Source organism: Flavobacterium pedocola, from assembly GCF_053764385.1.
Window position 1 is genome coordinate 548,627 of record NZ_JBSNCR010000002.1, and the last position, 17,504, is coordinate 566,130.

A 17,504-nucleotide genomic window follows, 5' to 3' on the forward strand; every position below is an offset into this window, starting at 1 on the left:
GATTAAAAATCAGCGTCAAAACTGATTTTCTGCGAATCGGTGTCTTTGTTCAACACCCCTGCTTTCTGGTATTCCGAAACACGTTTCTCGAAGAAATTCGTTTTCCCCTGCAACGAAATCATATCCATGAAATCGAACGGGTTATTGGAGTTATACACTTTAGAACAGCCTAATTCCACTAACAAACGGTCGGCTACGAATTCTAAATACTGTGTCATCAATCCGGCATTCATACCGATCAAACTTGCCGGTAATGATTCCGTAATAAATTCTCTTTCAATATTTAAAGCATCAGTGATGATATCCGTAATACGTTCTTTAGAAACTTTGTTCACCAAGTGGTTATTGTGTAAGTGTACCGCAAAATCACAGTGTACACCTTCGTCACGGGAAATCAACTCGTTAGAAAAGGTTAAGCCCGGCATCAAACCACGTTTTTTCAACCAGAAGATCGAACAGAACGCTCCAGAGAAGAAGATCCCTTCCACTGCCGCAAACGCAATTAGTCGTTCCGCAAACGAATCGGATTCGATCCATTTTAGCGCCCACTCCGCTTTTTTCTTAATCGCAGGGAATACTTCAATGGCATGGAACAACTGGTTTTTCTCTTCTTCGTTTTTTACATACGTATCAATCAGCAACGAATAGGTTTCGCTGTGGATGTTTTCCATCATGATCTGAAAACCGTAGAAGAATTTTGCCTCCGGATATTGTACCTCGTTTACAAAATTTTCAGCTAAATTTTCATTTACGATTCCGTCCGAAGCGGCGAAAAATGCCAAAATGTGTTTGATAAAGTATTTCTCGTCATCATTCAACTTGGTATTCCAGTCGGTTAAGTCCTGATGTAAATCAATTTCTTCAGCTGTCCAGAAACTGGCCTGTGATTTCTTATACCATTCCCAGATATCATGGTGTTTGATCGGGAAAATAACAAAGCGGTCTTTGTTTTCTTGCAATATCGGTTCGACTACAGACATAGTTCCTTGACTTTTATACGATTAAAAAAATGATTATTTAACTAGATTGGGGTTTACAAAGATTGTCATTTGAATTGTAAAAAGAAAGCCAAACTTATTCACAATTTGACCGAGTTTTTAACAATGTCGATTTTCCGTTGTAAAAATTTTATTTTTACCAAGTCTTTGATTTTCAATATTTTACAAATACTAAAAATCCTACAAATTCAATTAGAACAGCAGTAAAATAACTAGCTCAAAGCCGATTAAAAAAATAGAAAAAAGGGATTACTTTTTATGCTCGTCGGCTACTTTTTCCAATTCGGTATACCATGCGGCTCCAAACTTTCTGATCAACGATTCCTTAAGAAATTTATAGACCGGAACTTCCAGTTCTTTTCCAAGCGAGCAGGCATCATCACAAATATGCCATTTATGATAATTCACCGCGGAAAATTCGGAATATTCCTTTACACGGATAGGGTATAAATGACAGGAAACGGGTTTTTTCCAATCGACTATCCCCTGATTATAAGCCTGTTCAATACCGCAAAGCGCGGTTTTACCATCAAAAATAACGTAAGCGCAATCCGCTCCGTCAATTAACGTTGTCTCCAGTTCGCCGTCTTCCCCGATTACCCAGGTTCCCTGCGCCTCGATGGCTGCAATACCTTCAGGTCGCAAAAACGGCTTTATCTTTGGAAAAATCTCTTCCAGAATTTTGGTTTCTTCTTCCGATAGCGGCGCACCGGCATCTCCGTCTACGCAACAAGCACCCTTACAAGCCGAAAGGTTGCATACAAATTCTTTTTCCAGAATCTCTTCTGATACTATGGTTTTTCCTAACTGAAACATGTGGCAAAGATAGGGTTTCTGTGGCTTGTTTTTCAAAAACAAATCATAAAAAACCTAAATGCCTACATAAACTTATAGTCTGCCTTTTTGAAAGTGAAGGCCTGTTTTTCCAAACCGACACATTTCATGGAAGTGGATTTGGATTTGTCTTTCAGGTTCTTAGCATCCATAGACATCATCAATGCATTTTCACCCGGTTTTAAAAACCCTTCAAAAGCCGAAGACATACCCTGATCCTGTTGTGACTTAAACAAATCACCGAAACTTACTTTAGCCTCGTTGGTATAATAAAAAGTCATTACATATTCGTCGTTAGTAGCTTCCACGCCTTTGCAATTGAAACCCATGATTACTTTATTGGGAAGCGGTTTGTATTTGAATTTAGACGCTGCCCCTTGTTTTTTGTTCATTTTTGAATAATCCGGTATTTGCGAAGCTCTGGCCATTTTGGATGCGCCGCCGCCAAAACCACTGATCATTAGTTTTTGCTTGGTATCCATAATCATGATCATGTCTTTTTTGGCCGCCATATTAAACGCGAAATACCCTGCTTTGGGCTGCAGGAAATAATCCGCTATCATCGACTTCCCGTCCTTAGCTTTTATTTCCATGGAATATTTCCAGCTGAAGGCATACGAAGCCGGTATTTTGGACGCATCCACTTTGGCCGGCATTTCAAATTGACCTTTTTGGGGCGCTTGTGCAAAAGCCATCGTTTGAACTAACATAAAAAGTACAGAAGCAATTAAGGTAAATCTTGATTTCATGGTTCTATTTTTTTTTGGTGTTTCCACAAATTTAAAAATTCCTTTCAATTAAGCACTTGATTTACAACAGGAATCCATCAGAAATTTCATCTCCATACTTGGAAAAATATCAATTTATTAGCTAACTTCGTAGGAAAACCGATAATTTTGCAACTTCTCAAACAACACTACATCCTATGAACTTCGATTTAAAAGAGATTTTAACGGCAGGTATGGTGCTTTTCGCAGTAATCGATATTGTGGGAACCATTCCGATTATTGTGGATTTACGCAGTAAGGTCGGTCACATTCAATCCGAAAAAGCCACTTTGGTTTCCGGGCTTATCATGATTACTTTTTTATTTGTGGGAGAAGGAATCCTTAAGTTCATGGGTGTTGACGTAAAATCCTTTGCTGTTGCAGGTTCTTTCATTCTTTTCTTTCTGGCTTTAGAAATGATTTTAGGCATCACGCTTTACAAAGACGAAGAACCCAGTACCGCTTCCATTGTCCCATTGGCATTCCCACTGATTGCCGGAGCCGGAACCATGACCACTTTACTATCGCTTCGCGCACAATACGAGAGCATTAATATCGTGGTTGCCATACTTATCAACATCATCATCGTGTATGTCGTGCTAAAATCGTCTTCTAAAATTGAAAAAGCACTAGGTAAAAACGGTTTAGGCGTGATCCGAAAAGTATTCGGTGTTATCCTGTTGGCGATTGCTGTTAAATTATTTGCCGCTAATGTTAAAGGATTATTCGTTTAGCCCTATTTTTAGTAGTTTTACACCGTGTTTCGATAAATTTTAATGAGATGACACGAGCAGTTAAAGTTTTTCAATGCCAATGAAGATGATTTTTGCGAACTGCAACGAATACCTATAACAAATAAAATTAATGAAATGAGAGTTTTTACATACATTCTGATTGCCCTGGCTTTGGGTCTGATTATTTTCAACATCACCCTGCTGGATTTCAAAAATCTTTTTGAAGGAAACAGTATGGTAGCTTTAATCGGCATTGCCGCTTCCCTTTGCGCGGTCTGCATTTTGTTGATTTTCAGAATGTCTAAGATGATTGACGAAAAAACAAAGGAATAGCCAGTAGTTACTAAATTACATTTTATCCGATTAGGAAATTTATCAATTCTTTAATCTTACAATCTTTTAATCCTCAACTAGAATGCTTGATGTTCTGATTATTGGCGGCGGAGTTTCAGGGGTTTCCTGTGCTTTGATTTTAGGCTCTGCTCACAAAAAAGGGTTTGCGGCCGATAAGAAAATCGGAATCATCACCCACCAAAAGGCCTCTTCCCTGCAGGACGCTATTTTTCACAATGCCTACGGAATACCCAACGGGAAACTGGGCAGCGAGCTTTTAACCGAAAGCACGCAGCACCTTTCAGAAGTATATCCGCATATTGAACAATTTGAGGACGAAAAAGTACTTTCCGTCAGTGGCGCTTACGGAAACTTTACCATCACAACCAACAAGAATGTTTATACCTCAAAAATTATCGTGATCGGTATTGGATCGTCTAACCTTTTTGACATTGAAGGCTTAAACCAGTTTCTGGAACCCCATCAGAAATCTTTAGCGGAAAAAAACAGGATCCAGCTGAAAAACCACGACCACAAAGTTACCGAAGGCATTTACGTTTGCGGAACTCTGGCCGGTCATCGCAGTCAGCTTTCCATTGCCGCCGGAAGTGGTGCAGCAGTAGCTACCGATATATTGGTTTTGTGGAACAACGGCGTGGAAACCCATTCACACGACAGCATAAGAAAATAACCCAAACGATTATTTCTTGATGCTTGGCGCTTGGCTCTTTTCCCCCAAGATCTTTCTAACCATCGCATCTTCTTTGAGAACGATCTGAAAATATTTGTTTTCATCAAACAACTGACGCACAAATTCCGCAGCCATATAGCGTTTCACCCGGTCTTTATTGCCTTCGAGGTTTAAGACCAAACCGCCTTTAGCGATATAGCTTTTGAAGTTATTGAAATAGACATCGGTTGTATTCAGTTTGTCCAATACTTGAGGAAGATTCAGGTTCTGGAAGACTATTCGGTTTTTATCCAATTGCTCGAAAACAAAATAACTGGCCAGCCCGGACTGCATCAATAATGAAAGCATTTCATCGCCGTGACTGCCTTCAATCGGAACAAATTTATCCGGAATAATCCCGCCGCCGCCGTACACGATGCGCCCTTTTTTGGTTTTGAATTTAAGGCTGTCGGCTACTTTTATACTGTCTGCCGCGAAAAGTTCCCCGCTGACAAAACGCTTTTCGAAATCACTGAAATACTCGTCGGTCCCGTGATCATAGGGTTTCTGAATGGAACGTCCCGAAGGCGTATAATAGCGTGCCACCGTCAGGCGGACAGCCGAACCGTCACCAAGGGGCATTTCTTTTTGCACCAGTCCTTTTCCGAAAGAACGGCGTCCGACAATCGTGCCTCTGTCGTTATCCTGAATCGCCCCGGCAAGAATTTCACTAGCCGATGCGGAATTTTCATTGATTAAGATATACAGCTTCCCGTTTTCGAAATTACCCTGATCCGTGGCATAGGTACTTTCGACCTTGCCTTTTTTATTTTTGGTTTTCACGATCAACTCCTTGTTTTTAAGGAATTCGTCTGCAATCTGAGCGGCCATTTCCATATAACCTCCGCCGTTATCCCGCACATCCACAATCAGTTCGGTCATACCCAGACGTTTCAGCTCCATCAGGCCGGTCTTGAATTCTTTATAAGTTGTTTCGGCAAATCGGTTGATTTTGATGTAACCGGTACTTTTGTTCAGCATGGTGGCGATGTCCACACTTTTAATGGGAACGATATCGCGGGTGACATTCACTTTGAAGGTTCTTTTCTCCGATTTTCGGAAAATGGTCAGATTCACCTTGGAGCCTTCTTCACCTTTCAGTTTGGAAAACAGGCTGTCGGTAGGCAATTTTCGTCCGAAGAGTTTAGAATTTCCAGCATATAGGATACGGTCGCCTGCTTTCAGTCCTGCTTTCTCAGAAGGACCTTGCGGAATAGGCTTTATGATTGCCACCGAATCTTTATACATGTAAAAATTCACCCCAATCCCCACAAAATCACCTTTCATGTTCTGGGAAACCTGCTCCATTTCATTTTTGGCGATATAAACCGAATGCGGATCGAGTTTTTCCAGAATGCCGTTAACGGTTAAATCGACTATGGAATCGGAATTGACATCATCAACATATTCGTTTTCGATCAGTTCGATAAGTTTATTGAGTTTACTTCGGTTGGAATTAGCGGTAAACCCGGAGGAGCGTGGCCCTGAAAAATTAAGATAGCCGCCAATAAGCACTCCGACCGCGATGGCAGTGGCAATAATTATTGGCAGGTATATTCTTTTTATTTTCATCTACTCTAAATCAATTATGTGATCTACCTCAACACCGGCTTTTCGCAAAAATTCCAGTCCGGAATCGTCTTTGTAGCCTTCAAAATACACCACGCGCTTAATACCCGACTGGTGAATCAATTTACTGCACTCCTTACACGGGGAAAGCGTAATGTACAAGGTCGCATGCTCACAGGACTGTGTCGAACGGGCGACTTTTGAAATCGCATTGGCTTCCGCATGGAGTACGTACCATTTGGTCAGACCTTCGTCGTCTTCACAACAGTTTTCAAATCCGGAAGGCGTTCCGTTGTAGCCATCAGAGATGATCATTCTGTCTTTCACAATTATCGCGCCAACCTGTTTTCGTTTACAGTAGGACAACTGCCCCCATTCTTTGGCTATGCGCAGATAAGCCTTATCGTATTTTGCTTTTTTCTTTTCTTTCATGGTATTTTATCGGTTCCAAATCCCGTTTTGAAGTATCATCGGTAAAACCACTCCCACTACAAAAGCCGACATGACCAACGTCCAGTCGCGTTTCGAGAATCGGAAAAAAGTCTGAACGATATAAGACACTATCAAAACCAAGAGAACTACTATAATCTGAGCCCCTTCAATCCCCAGGGCAAATTCCAGCAACGGCACTAATTTATCCGAAGTGCTGCCCGGCAGTATGGCTTTGAAATAATTCGAAAACCCAAGCCCGTGGATGATCCCGAAAAACAGCGTCACCAAGGCTACAAACGTAATGCTTTCATTTTTACCCGATTTTCCGGCGGTAAACAGATGAAACAGAGCGGTCACCAAAATGGTTATCGGAATCATGAATTCAATCAAATCGGATTGCACATACACTACTCCGTAAACGGAAAGCAGCAACGATAACGTATGTCCCAAGGTAAAAAGAGACACTAAAATCAAAACGCGCTTCCAGTCTTTAAAAGCGTACGGCGTTACCAAAGCCATTAAAAACAACACATGATCGTAGGCTTTGATATCCAGGACATGACGCAAACCTATATTGAAATACGTAAGGAACTCCGACATTACAACTGTTTTTTAGATTGGGTTCTCAAACTTACAATTTATTTTGCTAACGGATGATTTTCGTTAAGAAAAGCTTATCATTTTTTCCAGTTCATCAAAACGATCCTACAAATCGGCGGAACCGAAATTGACCTGATTTTTTAACTGCTGAACGATTTTTTGCCTTACATCGGTTTTAACAAAGGAAGAAAAATCGTAAATTTGAGTTTGTTAAAACATCTAACTATGTCATTATTAGATTTATACGACAGTGAATTCAAAGCCCGCAACAAAGGACATTTTTCTGCCATTGTTCGGGTAGCCATTGCCGATGGCGCTTTAAGTGCTGAAGAGAAAGTATTCCTTGACAAGCTTGCTTTTCAGCTGGAAATCTCTCCGGACGAGTACGAGGAAATTTTAGAGAACCCTTTGAAATATCCCATCAATGCCCCTTCATTATACATCCAGCGACTGGAGCGTTTGTATGATTTGTCCCGAATGGTGTATGTCGATCAGGTATTAGGCCCGAAACAGAAAGAAATCCTGAGCAAGTTTGTACTGGCCCTGGGATTCACGCCGGCCAACGTAAGCCTGATTGTGGAAAAAGCACTTTCCCTACTGATCCTGCATGTCGATCTGGACACTTTTGTTTACGAAATGCAGCACATGAACAAATAATAAAATTGATATTGCCATAAAATTAAACCAAAAAGAAAAGGCGAAAAACATGTTTTTCGCCTTTTCTTTTATACGCTGTTATACAACAACTATTTGTATTTCGCCATGAATTCTTCCGCTTTGGCCACCATGTTTCGGCTTCCGCAGAAAAACGGTACGCGTTGGTGCAATTCCGTTGGCTTGATTTCCATGATTCTTCCGTAACCGTCCGAAGCTTTTCCTCCAGCCTGCTCTGCGATAAAAGCCATAGGGTTGCATTCGTAAAGCAGTCGCAATTTCCCGTTCGGTGCTTTGGAACTTGTAGGATACAGGTAAACCCCGCCTTTGATCATGTTACGGTGGAAATCCGACACCAGACTTCCGATATAACGGGAAGTGTACGGACGATCGCCTTCTTCCAGCTGACAGTATTTGATATAATCTTTCACTCCCTGCGGGAAATGAATGTAATTCCCTTCGTTCACCGAATAAATTTTTCCGTCCGGGCTGTATTGCATGTTCGGATGCGACAAATAGAAGGTTCCGATGGCCGGGTTTAAAGTAAAACCATTCACTCCGTGTCCTGTAGTGTACACCAACATGGTAGAGGTCCCGTAAATCACGTAACCTGCTGCCACCTGCTGATCGCCCGGCTGTAAAAAATCCTCTAAAGTAACCGGTGTTCCCTGAGGCGTTACTCTTCGGTACACTGAGAAAATAGTCCCTACCGAAACATTCACATCGATATTGGAAGACCCGTCAAGCGGATCCATCAACACCACATATTTATTGCTGTTATCACCTGCCTTTCCGTGTACGGAGATAAAATCGTCATTTTCTTCCGAAGCGATCCCGCAAACGATTTCACGGTTGATCAACGTCTGAATAAAAACCTCATTGGCATACACATCCAGTTTCTGTTGGTCTTCTCCCTGCACATTCTGCTCTCCAGCCGCTCCTACGATATCGACCAAACCGGCTTTGTTCACCTTGTAACTCACCACTTTAGCCGCAAGACGGATTGCGTTGATAATGCGGGACAATTCCCCCGAGGAATACTTGAATTCTTCCTGTTTCTGTATGATAAATTCCCCTAAGGTCTTGTTGCGTTGCTCCATGATTTCTGTGTTGTTTATTCGTATGCAAATATTATTCATAATTTTTGATTTTCACTAAATCTGAAACATAAAATCGTTCGCAAAGAAAAATCTCCCGTAAAGTTATTTTATATTTGAATCAAAATTTACACCATGAAAACAAACACCATACTTATAACCGCAGCTGTTACAGTACTAACGGCTTTAAACGGGCATTCCCAAATCAACCTGGGTGAAAAAGCAATGGGTGCCGTACAAAAAGGCATCGCGGGTTTTACCTTCAGCAATGAGGATGCCGCCAAACTTGCCCATGAAGCCGTGGCTAAAATGGACAAAGAAAATCCCGTAGCCGATGAGAAAGATCCTTATACCATCCGCTTGAAAAGGGTTTTCGCAAAACACATCAATGAAAACGGGATGACGCTTAATTTCAAAGTTTACAAACTGAAAGAAGTAAATGCTTTTGCCTGTGCCGACGGAAGCGTACGCGTATATTCCGGACTGATGGACCTGATGGACGACAACGAATTATTAGCCGTAATCGGGCATGAAATAGGACACGTAGCCAACCACGACACAAGAGACGCCATCAAAGAAGCCTATAAAAAAGAGGCTCTTGTAGACGCAGTTTCTTCCCAATCGGATAAAGTGGCCACCTTAACAGACAGCCAAATCGGTAAAATAGGGCATGCCGTAATCGACAGCCGTTACAGCAGAAAACAGGAATCCGAAGCAGACATGTTCTCCTATGAGTTCATGAAGCGCAACAAATACAACGTAAACGCGGTGGAATCGGCCTTCAACATCTTGGCCAAACTTACTGAAGGCAAAGAAGCGTCTTTCTTTGAGAAGATGCTGAGCTCCCACCCGGATCCCAAAGCAAGAGCTGCAGAAGCTAAAGCAAGAGCGGAAAAAGACGGGCTATACAAACCGTATGTAAAGCAAACTGCTAAACCGGCTGCTAAAAAAACAACTAAGAAAAAGAAAAAATAAACCCATGCACATCCGTAAAGGAACCCCAGAAGATATGACCGCCGTACTTGATCTGATTCGGGAACTGGCCCTTTTTGAAAAAGAACCTGATGCCGTTGTGGTCACCGTAGACGATTTGCTGCGGGATGGTTTTGGAGAGAATCCCTTGTTCCACACTTTTATTGCAGAAGTTCAGGGCGAGATTGTAGGCATGGCTTTATACTACTACCGTTATTCCACCTGGAAAGGAAAGACCATCCATCTGGAAGATTTAATCGTTAAGGAAAAAATGCGCGGCACTGGTCTGGGCATGGCTTTGTACAGCGAAATCATGAAACAGGGAAAAGCCGACGGCGTGCGAAGGGTAGAATGGAATGTACTGGACTGGAACCAGCCCGCTATTGATTTTTATGAAAAATCTGGCGCCAAAATACTGGAGGACTGGCGTGTGGTACAAATGACCGAAGAAGGAATACATACTTTTTTAAACAATAGCTAACAACTCAAGACCTAAACAGAACAAGGTTTTGACATTTTAAACAACATGAGAATTTTCAAATTTGGAGGAGCATCCGTTAAAGATGCAGATGGAATCCGTAACGTGTACAGCGTTTTACAGCAGGTAGGCCACGAAGATGTTTTACTGGTAGTTTCCGCGATGGGAAAAACCACCAATGCACTGGAAGTGGTAATCAAGAACTATTTTGAAAAATCAGCCGAACTGAAGGCGTCCATCCAGGAAGTCAAGAAGTACCACAATCAGATTTTGCTGGATTTGTTCGACGATGAAAAACACCTTGTCTTTGCTGCCGTTAACAGGCATTTCACCGATTTGGAAAACTTTCTGGCAGCCAACAAATCCCCGAATTACAATTTCGTATACGACCAGATCGTGAGCATGGGGGAAATCATTTCCACTACGATTCTGAGCCATTATTTCAACCATGTGGGATTAAAAAACACTTGGGTGGATGTGCGCAACCTTATCAAAACCGACAACACCTATCGTGATGCCATCGTGGATTGGGACGTAACCCAAAAAACCATTTCCAAAAACATCAAAAAGAAAGTCCTGAACATTACGCAAGGATTTTTAGGTTCAGACGAAAATGGCTTTACCACTACTTTAGGCCGTGAAGGTTCCGATTATACCGCGGCGATTTTCGCTTATTGTTTAAATGCCGAAAGCGTTACCATTTGGAAAGACGTACCGGGCGTTTTAAATGCCGATCCTCGTTATTTTGAGAACACAACCCTGTTGAATCAGATTTCGTACCGTGAAGCGATCGAGCTGGCGTTTTACGGCGCTTCGGTTATTCACCCGAAAACCCTGCAACCGTTACAGAGCAAAGAAATCCCTTTGTACGTAAAATCGTTTATCAATCCTTTACTGGCAGGAACCAGTGTTTCAAAAGGCGCACACTTAGAGCCGGAAACCTCGTGTTTCATCGTAAAGAAAAACCAATTGTTACTGTCACTTTCCTCGATTGATTTCTCTTTCATCATGGAAGAGAACATCAGTGAGATCTTCGCTTTATTGCACAAGTATAAAATGAAGGTGAGCCTGATCCAGAATTCGGCCATCAGCTTTTCGGTTTGCATTGAAGACAAATTCAACCACTTCAGCGATCTTAAAAGCGTGCTGGCGAAGAAATTCAAAATCTCGTATAATGAAAATGTGTCGTTGTACACCATCCGTCATTTTAGCGACAAAGCCATCAAAATGGTAGAGAAAGACAAATCGGTACTGGTAAAACAGATGAGCCGCGAAACGATGCAGATCGTTACAAAAGAATAAGGCAACAACCTTCGGTTAAAAACCTAAGATCATTCGGGCAATCGAAAAGTAAATCAAAATCCCGAGGATATCGTTACTGGTAGTAATAAACGGCCCCGTAGCTAATGCGGGGTCAATACCGTACTTATTAAGAATGATGGGAATAAACGTCCCGTTAAGCGAAGCGATAATAATGACCGACAAAAGTGCAATGGTCACGGTAACCCCGATATGGATCTCATAGCCCAGCAGAAAATAACTTCCCGCAAACAAGATCGCTGATAAAATCAAGCCGTTCAGCAAACTCAGGGACAATTCTTTTAACAAACGCTGAAGAATACTTCCGGTAATGGCATTGTTCGCCAAACCCTGAACGATAATCGCCGAAGACTGCACCCCAACGTTTCCGCCCATTGCGGCAATTAAAGGCGTAAAGAAAAACAAGGCTTTATGCCCTTCCATGGCGGGTTCAAAAAGCCCTAAAACTTTCACGCTGATAAAACCACCCAACAAGGCCAACACCAACCAGGGTAAACGCGCACGCGTCAGTTCCAGGATGCTATCATCCGCCTCAACGTCCTGCGAGATACCGGCTGCCAACTGGTAATCTTTGTCGGCTTCTTCCTTGATTACGTCTACGATATCATCAATGGTAATCCTTCCCACCAAACGGCCCATTTCGTCTACTACCGGAATGGCTTCCAAGTCGTATTTCTGCATGATACGGGCTACCTCAACGTCGGGAGTATCTACTTTTACGTAATCTACTTTTTTGATATACACCTCACTGATCGGGGTTTTGGTCGAAGTGGTCAAAAGATCTTTTAAGGACAAACGGCCTTTTAATCGGTCTTCGTCGTCCACTACGTAAATCGAATGCACACGGGTTACGTGTTCCGCCTGCAAACGCATTTCTTTCACACAGGTAAGTACGTTCCAGTTCTCGTTTACTTTCACGAGTTCCTTCCCCATCAAACCTCCGGCGGTGTCTTCATCGTAGCGCAATAACTCCACAATGTCTTTGGCGTGCTCCACGTCCTCCAACTCGGAGATTACTTCTTCTTTTTTGGATTGCGGAAGTTCCGCGATAATGTCTGCCGCGTCATCAGTATCCAACTCATCCAACTCTTCAGCGATTTCTTTGGCCGATAAGTTGCGGAGGATTTTTTCACGCACTTCTTCGTCCAACTCCAAAAGCGCTTCAGCTGTTTTTTCGGAATCCAGGACTTTAAAGACATAACTTGCCCCGTAATCGTCAAGTTCGTCCATGATGTCGGCAATATCAGCAAAGTGAATGTCCTGCAACAGGTTTTCTAGTTCCTGCGCACGGTTTTCACTTATGAGTTGCTCGATCTGAGCAATGAATTCTCTGCTGATTTTAAACTCCATCGGCTGCGATTCTTTGGGTAAGGGTTATAAAATCTTCCACCGAAATTTGTTCCGGACGGAGGCCAAAGATACTATCTTCTCGTAAATTATCCGACAAATTCAACGATTTTAGGCTGTTTCGCAATGTTTTTCGCCTTTGGTTAAAAGCGGTTTTCACCACGGTAAAGAACAATCGTTCATCACAAGGCAATTTGTAGTCGGCTTTTCGTTTCATGCGCATCACCCCGGATTTCACCTTAGGTGGCGGGGTAAACACATGTTCCGATACTGTAAACAGGTATTCCGTGTCGTAAAAGGCCTGCGTCAATACCGAAAGAATCCCGTAGGTTTTACTGCCTTTTTTTTCACAGATACGCTCGGCTACTTCTTTTTGGAACATCCCTGCAAATTCCGGAATCTGGTCGCGAAGTTCCAGTGTTTTGAAAACGATCTGCGACGAAATATTATAGGGGAAATTCCCGATGATGGCGTAAGGCTCGTCCCCGAAAACTTCCTTTAAATTGTATTTCAGAAAATCCTTGGAGATGATTTTACCGTGCAGTTTCGGATAATGTGTATTCAGATAGTCCACCGATTCCGTATCGATTTCAATCACGTAGGTTTCGATAGGTTTCTCCAACAAATACTTGGTCAAAACACCCATACCCGGCCCAATTTCCAATACGCGTTTGTACCCCTCCAAGGTAAGGGCATCACCAATTTTCTGCGCGATGTTTTCGTCGTTCAGGAAATGCTGCCCTAAGTGTTTTTTTGCTTTTACTTTATCCATAATTGTTAAATCCAAGGTCTTTTATTATTTTCAACCACATCTTCCACATACTGCTTACTCCATACTAATAAGCCGCTTTTACCTATAGTATACAATCTTTCCTTATCCACACCGTTTTTTACTGCCCATAAAATCCATTTCGGAGTCATTATTTTCCAACAAATCCACCCTAGAGCACATCCAATAAAAAGTGTCCCTCTAGAATCATTTAAAAATACACTTAGCAAAATCGAAGTTCCTATTATAAGTATAGTTACTGGCAAATTCACCAGAAGTTGACCTCTCAGCAAAATCTGAAAATCTGTCATTTCATTTTGCATTATGGCAAACTATTAATGCTCTGATATCAGTTCCAGTTCCGTGCGGAAAGCCAACATTTTATCTCCAAACAACCTGTGTCCTTCTTCACGCAGTCTTGGCGCATCTTCGTCATAATAGCGTTGTAACGTTTCCTTGCAGTCAGTCGTATATTGTACCGAATAGGTTATCCCTCCCATGTCTTCTTCCACCAAAACTTTTACCATGCGTGCGGAAGTGAATTTCCCGGTAGCCAAAACGTCTGCAATGTGTTTGTTCTGCATCCAGTCCATCCATTGGTCGTGAACGCTTTCGTGTATGTTGATGGTTACGTTGTATATGATCATCTCTTGATAATTTGTGTATTTGATTATTCGGTTATTTGAAAAACTGCAAACTGTGACTGCGACTGCGACTACAAACTGATTAAAGATTCGTATCCCCACGAAGTTTCCTGAAGTTAGCCCTTGCCTCGACAAAATGGATACTGTCCTGATGGTTGAAAATCACTTTTTCATACAGGCTTTTGGCTTTTTCATTGTCCTGTAACTGCTTGCGATAGATTTCAGCGGAATAGAACAACGCTTCGTCCGTATAAATGCTTTCTTTGTGTCGGTCCAGAATTTGCTGGTAAACCGTTAGCGCCTTCTGAAAATCGTTTTGCTTTTCATAGAGCTGGCCAACTTTCAACAACGTTTCGTCTTCTATACTCTGGCCTTTGTGCTGATCCAGAATAAGTTGAAACTGCGCCAAGGCTTCCGTGGTTTTGTTTTGGTACATCAGGAAATCAGCTTTGGAGAATTTCTTCAGGGCCACCTGCGTACTGTCTTCCACAGTATTGTCGCTGATCAGCAGGAATAATTCCAATGCATCATTGGCGATTAATTGCGAAGAGGACGATTTCAGTACTTTAAACTGGTTCTGCGCCCACTGAAAATCCCCTTTAAAGTAACTTGCCTTTGCCATTTTAAAACTCGCCTGATGCCCTACTTCGTCATTTTTAAGGTCGTCTTCAATCTGACCGTAATAAATAATCGCCTGATTGAATTTTTCATTCAGCATCAGGACATCCGCCAGTTCCGATTTGATTTCGGCTTTCTGGTATTTATTAAGCGGAAGGTCTAAAGCGGTCGTCAGCATTTGCTTGGCCGGTTCAAATTGCTTCATGTAAAACGCCGTGAAATGGGCTTTCAGAATCTGAAGGTGTACTGAATAAGGTGACACCCCGTATTTTTTCAAAAGCAGTTCCAGTTTGTCGTTTATCGCCGGATATTCCTTTGAAGTCGCTTTCTGGATTTCCATGGAAACCAACTGGTAATGCGCCTCCATCTGCAGTTCCAGATCCTGGGTATTGGCCAGTATAAAATTCAGGATTTCCGTAGCCGTAGTGTTCTCGTTTTCATCGATTGCCAGCTTGGCCAGGTTGATGAAATTGTAAAAATTATCGGGACTGCGCTTGAAAATGGCTTTTTCCTGAACGAATGCTTTTCCATAATCTTTCTGCTGCACAAAATACCAGCTTAAAAACTGGTTCCAGAAAATATCCTGCGCTTTTTGGGTTCTGAGCAATAAAGCTTTTTTCAGATAGGCGTTGAAACTTTCCTGCGCATCCTCATTAAGAAAACGCATCAACTGGTTTTGTACCATCGGAAGGTTTTCCGGGTTGGTATAGGCGTAATCCAAAAGTTTATCGGTCATGCCTTCCATATTGCCCAACTGTCCCTGAAGGAGCGCCAACTGGTAATCAAAATTAAAAGACGGGTTTATCGATTTACCGATTTCATAGGCCTGAATTGCTCTTTCCACCAAAACCTTCTGCTCGAATGCATAAGCGATGCCGTAAACATTATTGGGATTTTCTTTTATTTTATCAAGCGCAGTCTGATAATACTTATCGGCTTTGTTTTGGTTTTTCTGAAGCTGATAATTGTATCCCAATTCGACATAGAGATTGTCCTGTCTGATTTTCTGCAAACGGTCGAGCAGGGCTTTTTCGGCTTTTTCGTACTGCTGCAACTGCTGGTAACAGGCAATAGCTTTCTGAAACGCCTGATAATTATACGGTTGTGCCTTGATAACATCTTCGTAAACCGTTATGGCTTTTTCGAATTCCCCGCGGTCATAATAATTCTGGGCCAACTGTTCATTCTGGGAAAAAACAGTCAGCGAAAAGAAAACTACTATGACACAAAAAAGATGTTTCATCGGCCTTAAAAAAACAATGTACTAATGTAGCCATTTTTTAGCCAATTAGTACATCGTTACTATACCTAAGATTTTGTTAATTTATGATGTCGAATCCGGTGTACTTGCGCAACACTTCCGGAATCACTATTCCTTCCGGTGTCTGATAGTTCTCAAGGATACCCGCAAGGATGCGCGGTAACGCCAGGGAACTTCCGTTTAAGGTGTGGGCTAATTGTGTTTTTCCGTCTTTTCCTTTGAAACGCAATTTCAGACGATTGGCCTGGAACGTTTCAAAATTCGATACGGAAGAAATCTCCAGCCAACGGTCCTGAGCAGTTGAAAACACTTCGAAGTCGTACGTTAATGCCGATGCAAATCCCATATCGCCGCCGCACAAACGTAAAATTCTAAACGGCAATTTCAGTTCACGCATGATTTCTTTCACGTGCTCCACCATACCATCCAAAGCTTCGTGTGATTTCTCCGGGTGCTCAATGCGAACGATTTCCACTTTATCAAATTGGTGCAAACGGTTCAACCCGCGAACGTGTGCACCCCAAGAACCGGCTTCTCTACGGAAACACGGTGTATAAGCAGTGGCCAAAACCGGCAATTCGTTTTCCTGTAAAATAACATCGCGGAAGATGTTGGTCACCGGCACTTCGGCAGTCGGGATCAGGTACAAATCGTCTTTGGCATCGTGGTACATCTGCCCTTCTTTGTCCGGTAATTGTCCTGTTCCGTAGCCTGACGCTTCGTTTACCAAATGCGGCACTTGGTATTCCTGATAACCGGCATCGGTGTTTTTATCCAGAAAATACGAAATCAAAGCGCGTTGCAATCGGGCGCCTTTTCCTTTGTATACCGGAAAGCCCGGTGCGGTAATTTTCGTTCCCAATTCAAAATCGATGATGTCGTATTTTTTGATCAGGTCCCAGTGCGGCAAAGCACCTTCGTACAATACCGGAATGTCGCCTTCCTGAAATATATTTTCGTTGTCGTCGGCCGTTTTACCTTGTGGCACAATAGCAGCCGGCGTATTCGGTAATTTGTACAATTCCTGTGTAAGCTCTTCCGCTACGGCATTTAAAACCTCGGTGATTTCTTTGTCGCGCTCTCTGAACTGTACGGATTTTTCTTTTAGGATTTCGGCTTTTGCTTTTTCGCCGATTTTCATCAATTCCCCGATGTCTTTGGACAGCTTGTTCGATTCCGCTTTAAGATTATCCAATTCCACCTGAAGCGAACGACGCTTTTCATCTAAAGCGATTACACCTTCCACTAAAGCTCTGGCATCCAAATTACGTTTGGCCAATGCCTGGATAACTTTTTCCTGATTTTCTCTGATTACGGCTATCTGTAACATACGGTTATATTTTTAAA

At 42.3% G+C, this 17,504-nt stretch carries 20 protein-coding genes; 7 read left to right on the forward strand and 13 right to left on the reverse strand.

What is annotated here, in order from left to right; all coding sequences use genetic code 11:
- Window positions 1-2: 2 nt before the first annotated feature.
- The 3 genes from ACWPKD_RS06490 to ACWPKD_RS06500 all read right to left on the reverse strand — a co-directional run bounded on the left by ACWPKD_RS06490 (window position 3) and on the right by ACWPKD_RS06500 (window position 2,581).
- On the reverse strand, window positions 3-980 hold the full coding sequence (locus ACWPKD_RS06490) for a ribonucleotide-diphosphate reductase subunit beta (protein ID WP_455411854.1): 978 nt from the start codon (window positions 978-980) through the stop codon (window positions 3-5).
- 267 nt (window positions 981-1,247) lie between these two features.
- Window positions 1,248-1,814, reverse strand: a complete 567-nt coding sequence (locus tag ACWPKD_RS06495; protein WP_455411855.1) for a DUF3109 family protein — start codon at window positions 1,812-1,814, stop codon at window positions 1,248-1,250.
- Window positions 1,815-1,876: 62 nt separating this feature from the next.
- The gene (locus ACWPKD_RS06500; RefSeq protein WP_455411856.1) at window positions 1,877-2,581 is read right to left on the reverse strand and encodes a DUF4412 domain-containing protein; all 705 of its coding nucleotides are present in this window, start codon (window positions 2,579-2,581) and stop codon (window positions 1,877-1,879) included.
- A 176-nt stretch (window positions 2,582-2,757) separates the two neighbouring features.
- Between ACWPKD_RS06500 and ACWPKD_RS06505 the strand changes: the two genes are divergently transcribed.
- The 3 genes from ACWPKD_RS06505 to ACWPKD_RS06515 all read left to right on the forward strand — a co-directional run bounded on the left by ACWPKD_RS06505 (window position 2,758) and on the right by ACWPKD_RS06515 (window position 4,357).
- Entirely contained in the window at window positions 2,758-3,333 is a 576-nt protein-coding gene (locus ACWPKD_RS06505) for a MarC family protein (RefSeq protein ID WP_455411857.1), read from the forward strand.
- 135 nt (window positions 3,334-3,468) lie between these two features.
- A complete protein-coding gene (locus ACWPKD_RS06510) occupies window positions 3,469-3,666 on the forward strand; it encodes a hypothetical protein (protein ID WP_455411858.1) in 198 nt (65 codons plus the stop codon).
- 82 nt (window positions 3,667-3,748) lie between these two features.
- The gene (locus ACWPKD_RS06515; protein ID WP_455411859.1) at window positions 3,749-4,357 is read left to right on the forward strand and encodes an FAD-dependent oxidoreductase; all 609 of its coding nucleotides are present in this window, start codon (window positions 3,749-3,751) and stop codon (window positions 4,355-4,357) included.
- A 9-nt stretch (window positions 4,358-4,366) separates the two neighbouring features.
- Here ACWPKD_RS06515 and ACWPKD_RS06520 read toward each other — a convergent pair whose 3' ends face one another.
- Genes ACWPKD_RS06520 through ACWPKD_RS06530 form a run of 3 tightly spaced genes read right to left on the reverse strand, consistent with a single transcriptional unit; the run spans window position 4,367 to window position 6,997 of the window.
- Window positions 4,367-5,968 carry a S41 family peptidase gene (locus tag ACWPKD_RS06520; RefSeq protein WP_455411860.1) on the reverse strand — a complete coding sequence of 534 codons (1,602 nt, stop codon included), beginning with the start codon at window positions 5,966-5,968 and terminating at the stop codon, window positions 4,367-4,369.
- Complete coding sequence (locus ACWPKD_RS06525) at window positions 5,969-6,397, reverse strand: deoxycytidylate deaminase (RefSeq protein ID WP_455411861.1); 429 nt, start codon at window positions 6,395-6,397, stop codon at window positions 5,969-5,971.
- Between the two features lie 6 nt (window positions 6,398-6,403).
- Window positions 6,404-6,997 (reverse strand): HupE/UreJ family protein, encoded by a 594-nt coding sequence (locus tag ACWPKD_RS06530; protein ID WP_455411862.1) that lies wholly within the window; start codon window positions 6,995-6,997, stop codon window positions 6,404-6,406.
- 225 nt (window positions 6,998-7,222) lie between these two features.
- Between ACWPKD_RS06530 and ACWPKD_RS06535 the strand changes: the two genes are divergently transcribed.
- Window positions 7,223-7,654 carry a TerB family tellurite resistance protein gene (locus ACWPKD_RS06535; RefSeq protein WP_455411863.1) on the forward strand — a complete coding sequence of 144 codons (432 nt, stop codon included), beginning with the start codon at window positions 7,223-7,225 and terminating at the stop codon, window positions 7,652-7,654.
- An 89-nt stretch (window positions 7,655-7,743) separates the two neighbouring features.
- On the opposite strand, the gene fbp is transcribed toward ACWPKD_RS06535, so the two are convergent.
- Window positions 7,744-8,751 carry a class 1 fructose-bisphosphatase gene (gene fbp / locus ACWPKD_RS06540; RefSeq protein ID WP_455411967.1) on the reverse strand — a complete coding sequence of 336 codons (1,008 nt, stop codon included), beginning with the start codon at window positions 8,749-8,751 and terminating at the stop codon, window positions 7,744-7,746.
- 132 nt (window positions 8,752-8,883) lie between these two features.
- Here fbp and ACWPKD_RS06545 point away from each other — a divergent pair, with 132 nt between their 5' ends.
- From ACWPKD_RS06545 to ACWPKD_RS06555, 3 genes are read left to right on the forward strand one after another with little or no spacing between them, the layout of a single operon-like run.
- On the forward strand, window positions 8,884-9,723 hold the full coding sequence (locus ACWPKD_RS06545; RefSeq protein ID WP_455411864.1) for a M48 family metalloprotease: 840 nt from the start codon (window positions 8,884-8,886) through the stop codon (window positions 9,721-9,723).
- Window positions 9,724-9,727: 4 nt separating this feature from the next.
- Window positions 9,728-10,201 (forward strand): N-acetyltransferase family protein, encoded by a 474-nt coding sequence (locus tag ACWPKD_RS06550; protein ID WP_455411865.1) that lies wholly within the window; start codon window positions 9,728-9,730, stop codon window positions 10,199-10,201.
- A gap of 45 nt (window positions 10,202-10,246) precedes the next feature.
- A complete protein-coding gene (locus tag ACWPKD_RS06555) occupies window positions 10,247-11,500 on the forward strand; it encodes an aspartate kinase (protein ID WP_455411866.1) in 1,254 nt (417 codons plus the stop codon).
- 15 nt (window positions 11,501-11,515) lie between these two features.
- On the opposite strand, the gene mgtE is transcribed toward ACWPKD_RS06555, so the two are convergent.
- The 6 genes from mgtE to serS form a co-directional block, all read right to left on the reverse strand.
- Window positions 11,516-12,868 carry a magnesium transporter gene (mgtE, locus tag ACWPKD_RS06560; RefSeq protein ID WP_455411867.1) on the reverse strand — a complete coding sequence of 451 codons (1,353 nt, stop codon included), beginning with the start codon at window positions 12,866-12,868 and terminating at the stop codon, window positions 11,516-11,518.
- On the reverse strand, window positions 12,858-13,637 hold the full coding sequence (gene rsmA / locus ACWPKD_RS06565; protein ID WP_455411868.1) for a 16S rRNA (adenine(1518)-N(6)/adenine(1519)-N(6))-dimethyltransferase RsmA: 780 nt from the start codon (window positions 13,635-13,637) through the stop codon (window positions 12,858-12,860). The genes mgtE and rsmA overlap by 11 nt, the downstream gene beginning before the upstream one ends.
- A 5-nt stretch (window positions 13,638-13,642) precedes the next feature.
- Window positions 13,643-13,945: a hypothetical protein gene (locus ACWPKD_RS06570; protein ID WP_455411869.1), complete on the reverse strand. Its 303-nt coding sequence runs from the start codon at window positions 13,943-13,945 to the stop codon at window positions 13,643-13,645.
- 24 nt (window positions 13,946-13,969) lie between these two features.
- Entirely contained in the window at window positions 13,970-14,281 is a 312-nt protein-coding gene (locus tag ACWPKD_RS06575) for a DUF4286 family protein (RefSeq protein ID WP_455411870.1), read from the reverse strand.
- A 79-nt stretch (window positions 14,282-14,360) separates the two neighbouring features.
- Complete coding sequence (locus ACWPKD_RS06580) at window positions 14,361-16,139, reverse strand: tetratricopeptide repeat protein (RefSeq protein WP_455411871.1); 1,779 nt, start codon at window positions 16,137-16,139, stop codon at window positions 14,361-14,363.
- A 76-nt stretch (window positions 16,140-16,215) separates the two neighbouring features.
- Window positions 16,216-17,487: a serine--tRNA ligase gene (gene serS / locus ACWPKD_RS06585; RefSeq protein ID WP_455411872.1), complete on the reverse strand. Its 1,272-nt coding sequence runs from the start codon at window positions 17,485-17,487 to the stop codon at window positions 16,216-16,218.
- Window positions 17,488-17,504: the final 17 nt, after the last annotated feature.

Bases quoted from the DNA above. Each gene is read 5' to 3' on its own strand.
- ACWPKD_RS06535 (WP_455411863.1), top strand. From the start codon at position 7,223: ATGTCATTATTAGATTTATACGACAGTGAATTCAAAGCCCGCAACAAA.
- ACWPKD_RS06545 (WP_455411864.1), top strand. From the start codon at position 8,884: ATGAAAACAAACACCATACTTATAACCGCAGCTGTTACAGTACTAACG.
- ACWPKD_RS06550 (WP_455411865.1), top strand. From the start codon at position 9,728: ATGCACATCCGTAAAGGAACCCCAGAAGATATGACCGCCGTACTTGAT.
- mgtE (WP_455411867.1), bottom strand. From the start codon at position 12,868: ATGGAGTTTAAAATCAGCAGAGAATTCATTGCTCAGATCGAGCAACTC.
- ACWPKD_RS06495 (WP_455411855.1), bottom strand. From the start codon at position 1,814: ATGTTTCAGTTAGGAAAAACCATAGTATCAGAAGAGATTCTGGAAAAA.
- ACWPKD_RS06525 (WP_455411861.1), bottom strand. From the start codon at position 6,397: ATGAAAGAAAAGAAAAAAGCAAAATACGATAAGGCTTATCTGCGCATA.
- ACWPKD_RS06520 (WP_455411860.1), bottom strand. From the start codon at position 5,968: ATGAAAATAAAAAGAATATACCTGCCAATAATTATTGCCACTGCCATC.
- fbp (WP_455411967.1), bottom strand. From the start codon at position 8,751: ATGGAGCAACGCAACAAGACCTTAGGGGAATTTATCATACAGAAACAG.
- ACWPKD_RS06530 (WP_455411862.1), bottom strand. From the start codon at position 6,997: ATGTCGGAGTTCCTTACGTATTTCAATATAGGTTTGCGTCATGTCCTG.
- rsmA (WP_455411868.1), bottom strand. From the start codon at position 13,637: ATGGATAAAGTAAAAGCAAAAAAACACTTAGGGCAGCATTTCCTGAAC.
- ACWPKD_RS06505 (WP_455411857.1), top strand. From the start codon at position 2,758: ATGAACTTCGATTTAAAAGAGATTTTAACGGCAGGTATGGTGCTTTTC.
- ACWPKD_RS06555 (WP_455411866.1), top strand. From the start codon at position 10,247: ATGAGAATTTTCAAATTTGGAGGAGCATCCGTTAAAGATGCAGATGGA.
- ACWPKD_RS06575 (WP_455411870.1), bottom strand. From the start codon at position 14,281: ATGATCATATACAACGTAACCATCAACATACACGAAAGCGTTCACGAC.
- ACWPKD_RS06580 (WP_455411871.1), bottom strand. From the start codon at position 16,139: ATGAAACATCTTTTTTGTGTCATAGTAGTTTTCTTTTCGCTGACTGTT.
- ACWPKD_RS06510 (WP_455411858.1), top strand. From the start codon at position 3,469: ATGAGAGTTTTTACATACATTCTGATTGCCCTGGCTTTGGGTCTGATT.
- ACWPKD_RS06570 (WP_455411869.1), bottom strand. From the start codon at position 13,945: ATGACAGATTTTCAGATTTTGCTGAGAGGTCAACTTCTGGTGAATTTG.
- serS (WP_455411872.1), bottom strand. From the start codon at position 17,487: ATGTTACAGATAGCCGTAATCAGAGAAAATCAGGAAAAAGTTATCCAG.
- ACWPKD_RS06490 (WP_455411854.1), bottom strand. From the start codon at position 980: ATGTCTGTAGTCGAACCGATATTGCAAGAAAACAAAGACCGCTTTGTT.
- ACWPKD_RS06500 (WP_455411856.1), bottom strand. From the start codon at position 2,581: ATGAAATCAAGATTTACCTTAATTGCTTCTGTACTTTTTATGTTAGTT.
- ACWPKD_RS06515 (WP_455411859.1), top strand. From the start codon at position 3,749: ATGCTTGATGTTCTGATTATTGGCGGCGGAGTTTCAGGGGTTTCCTGT.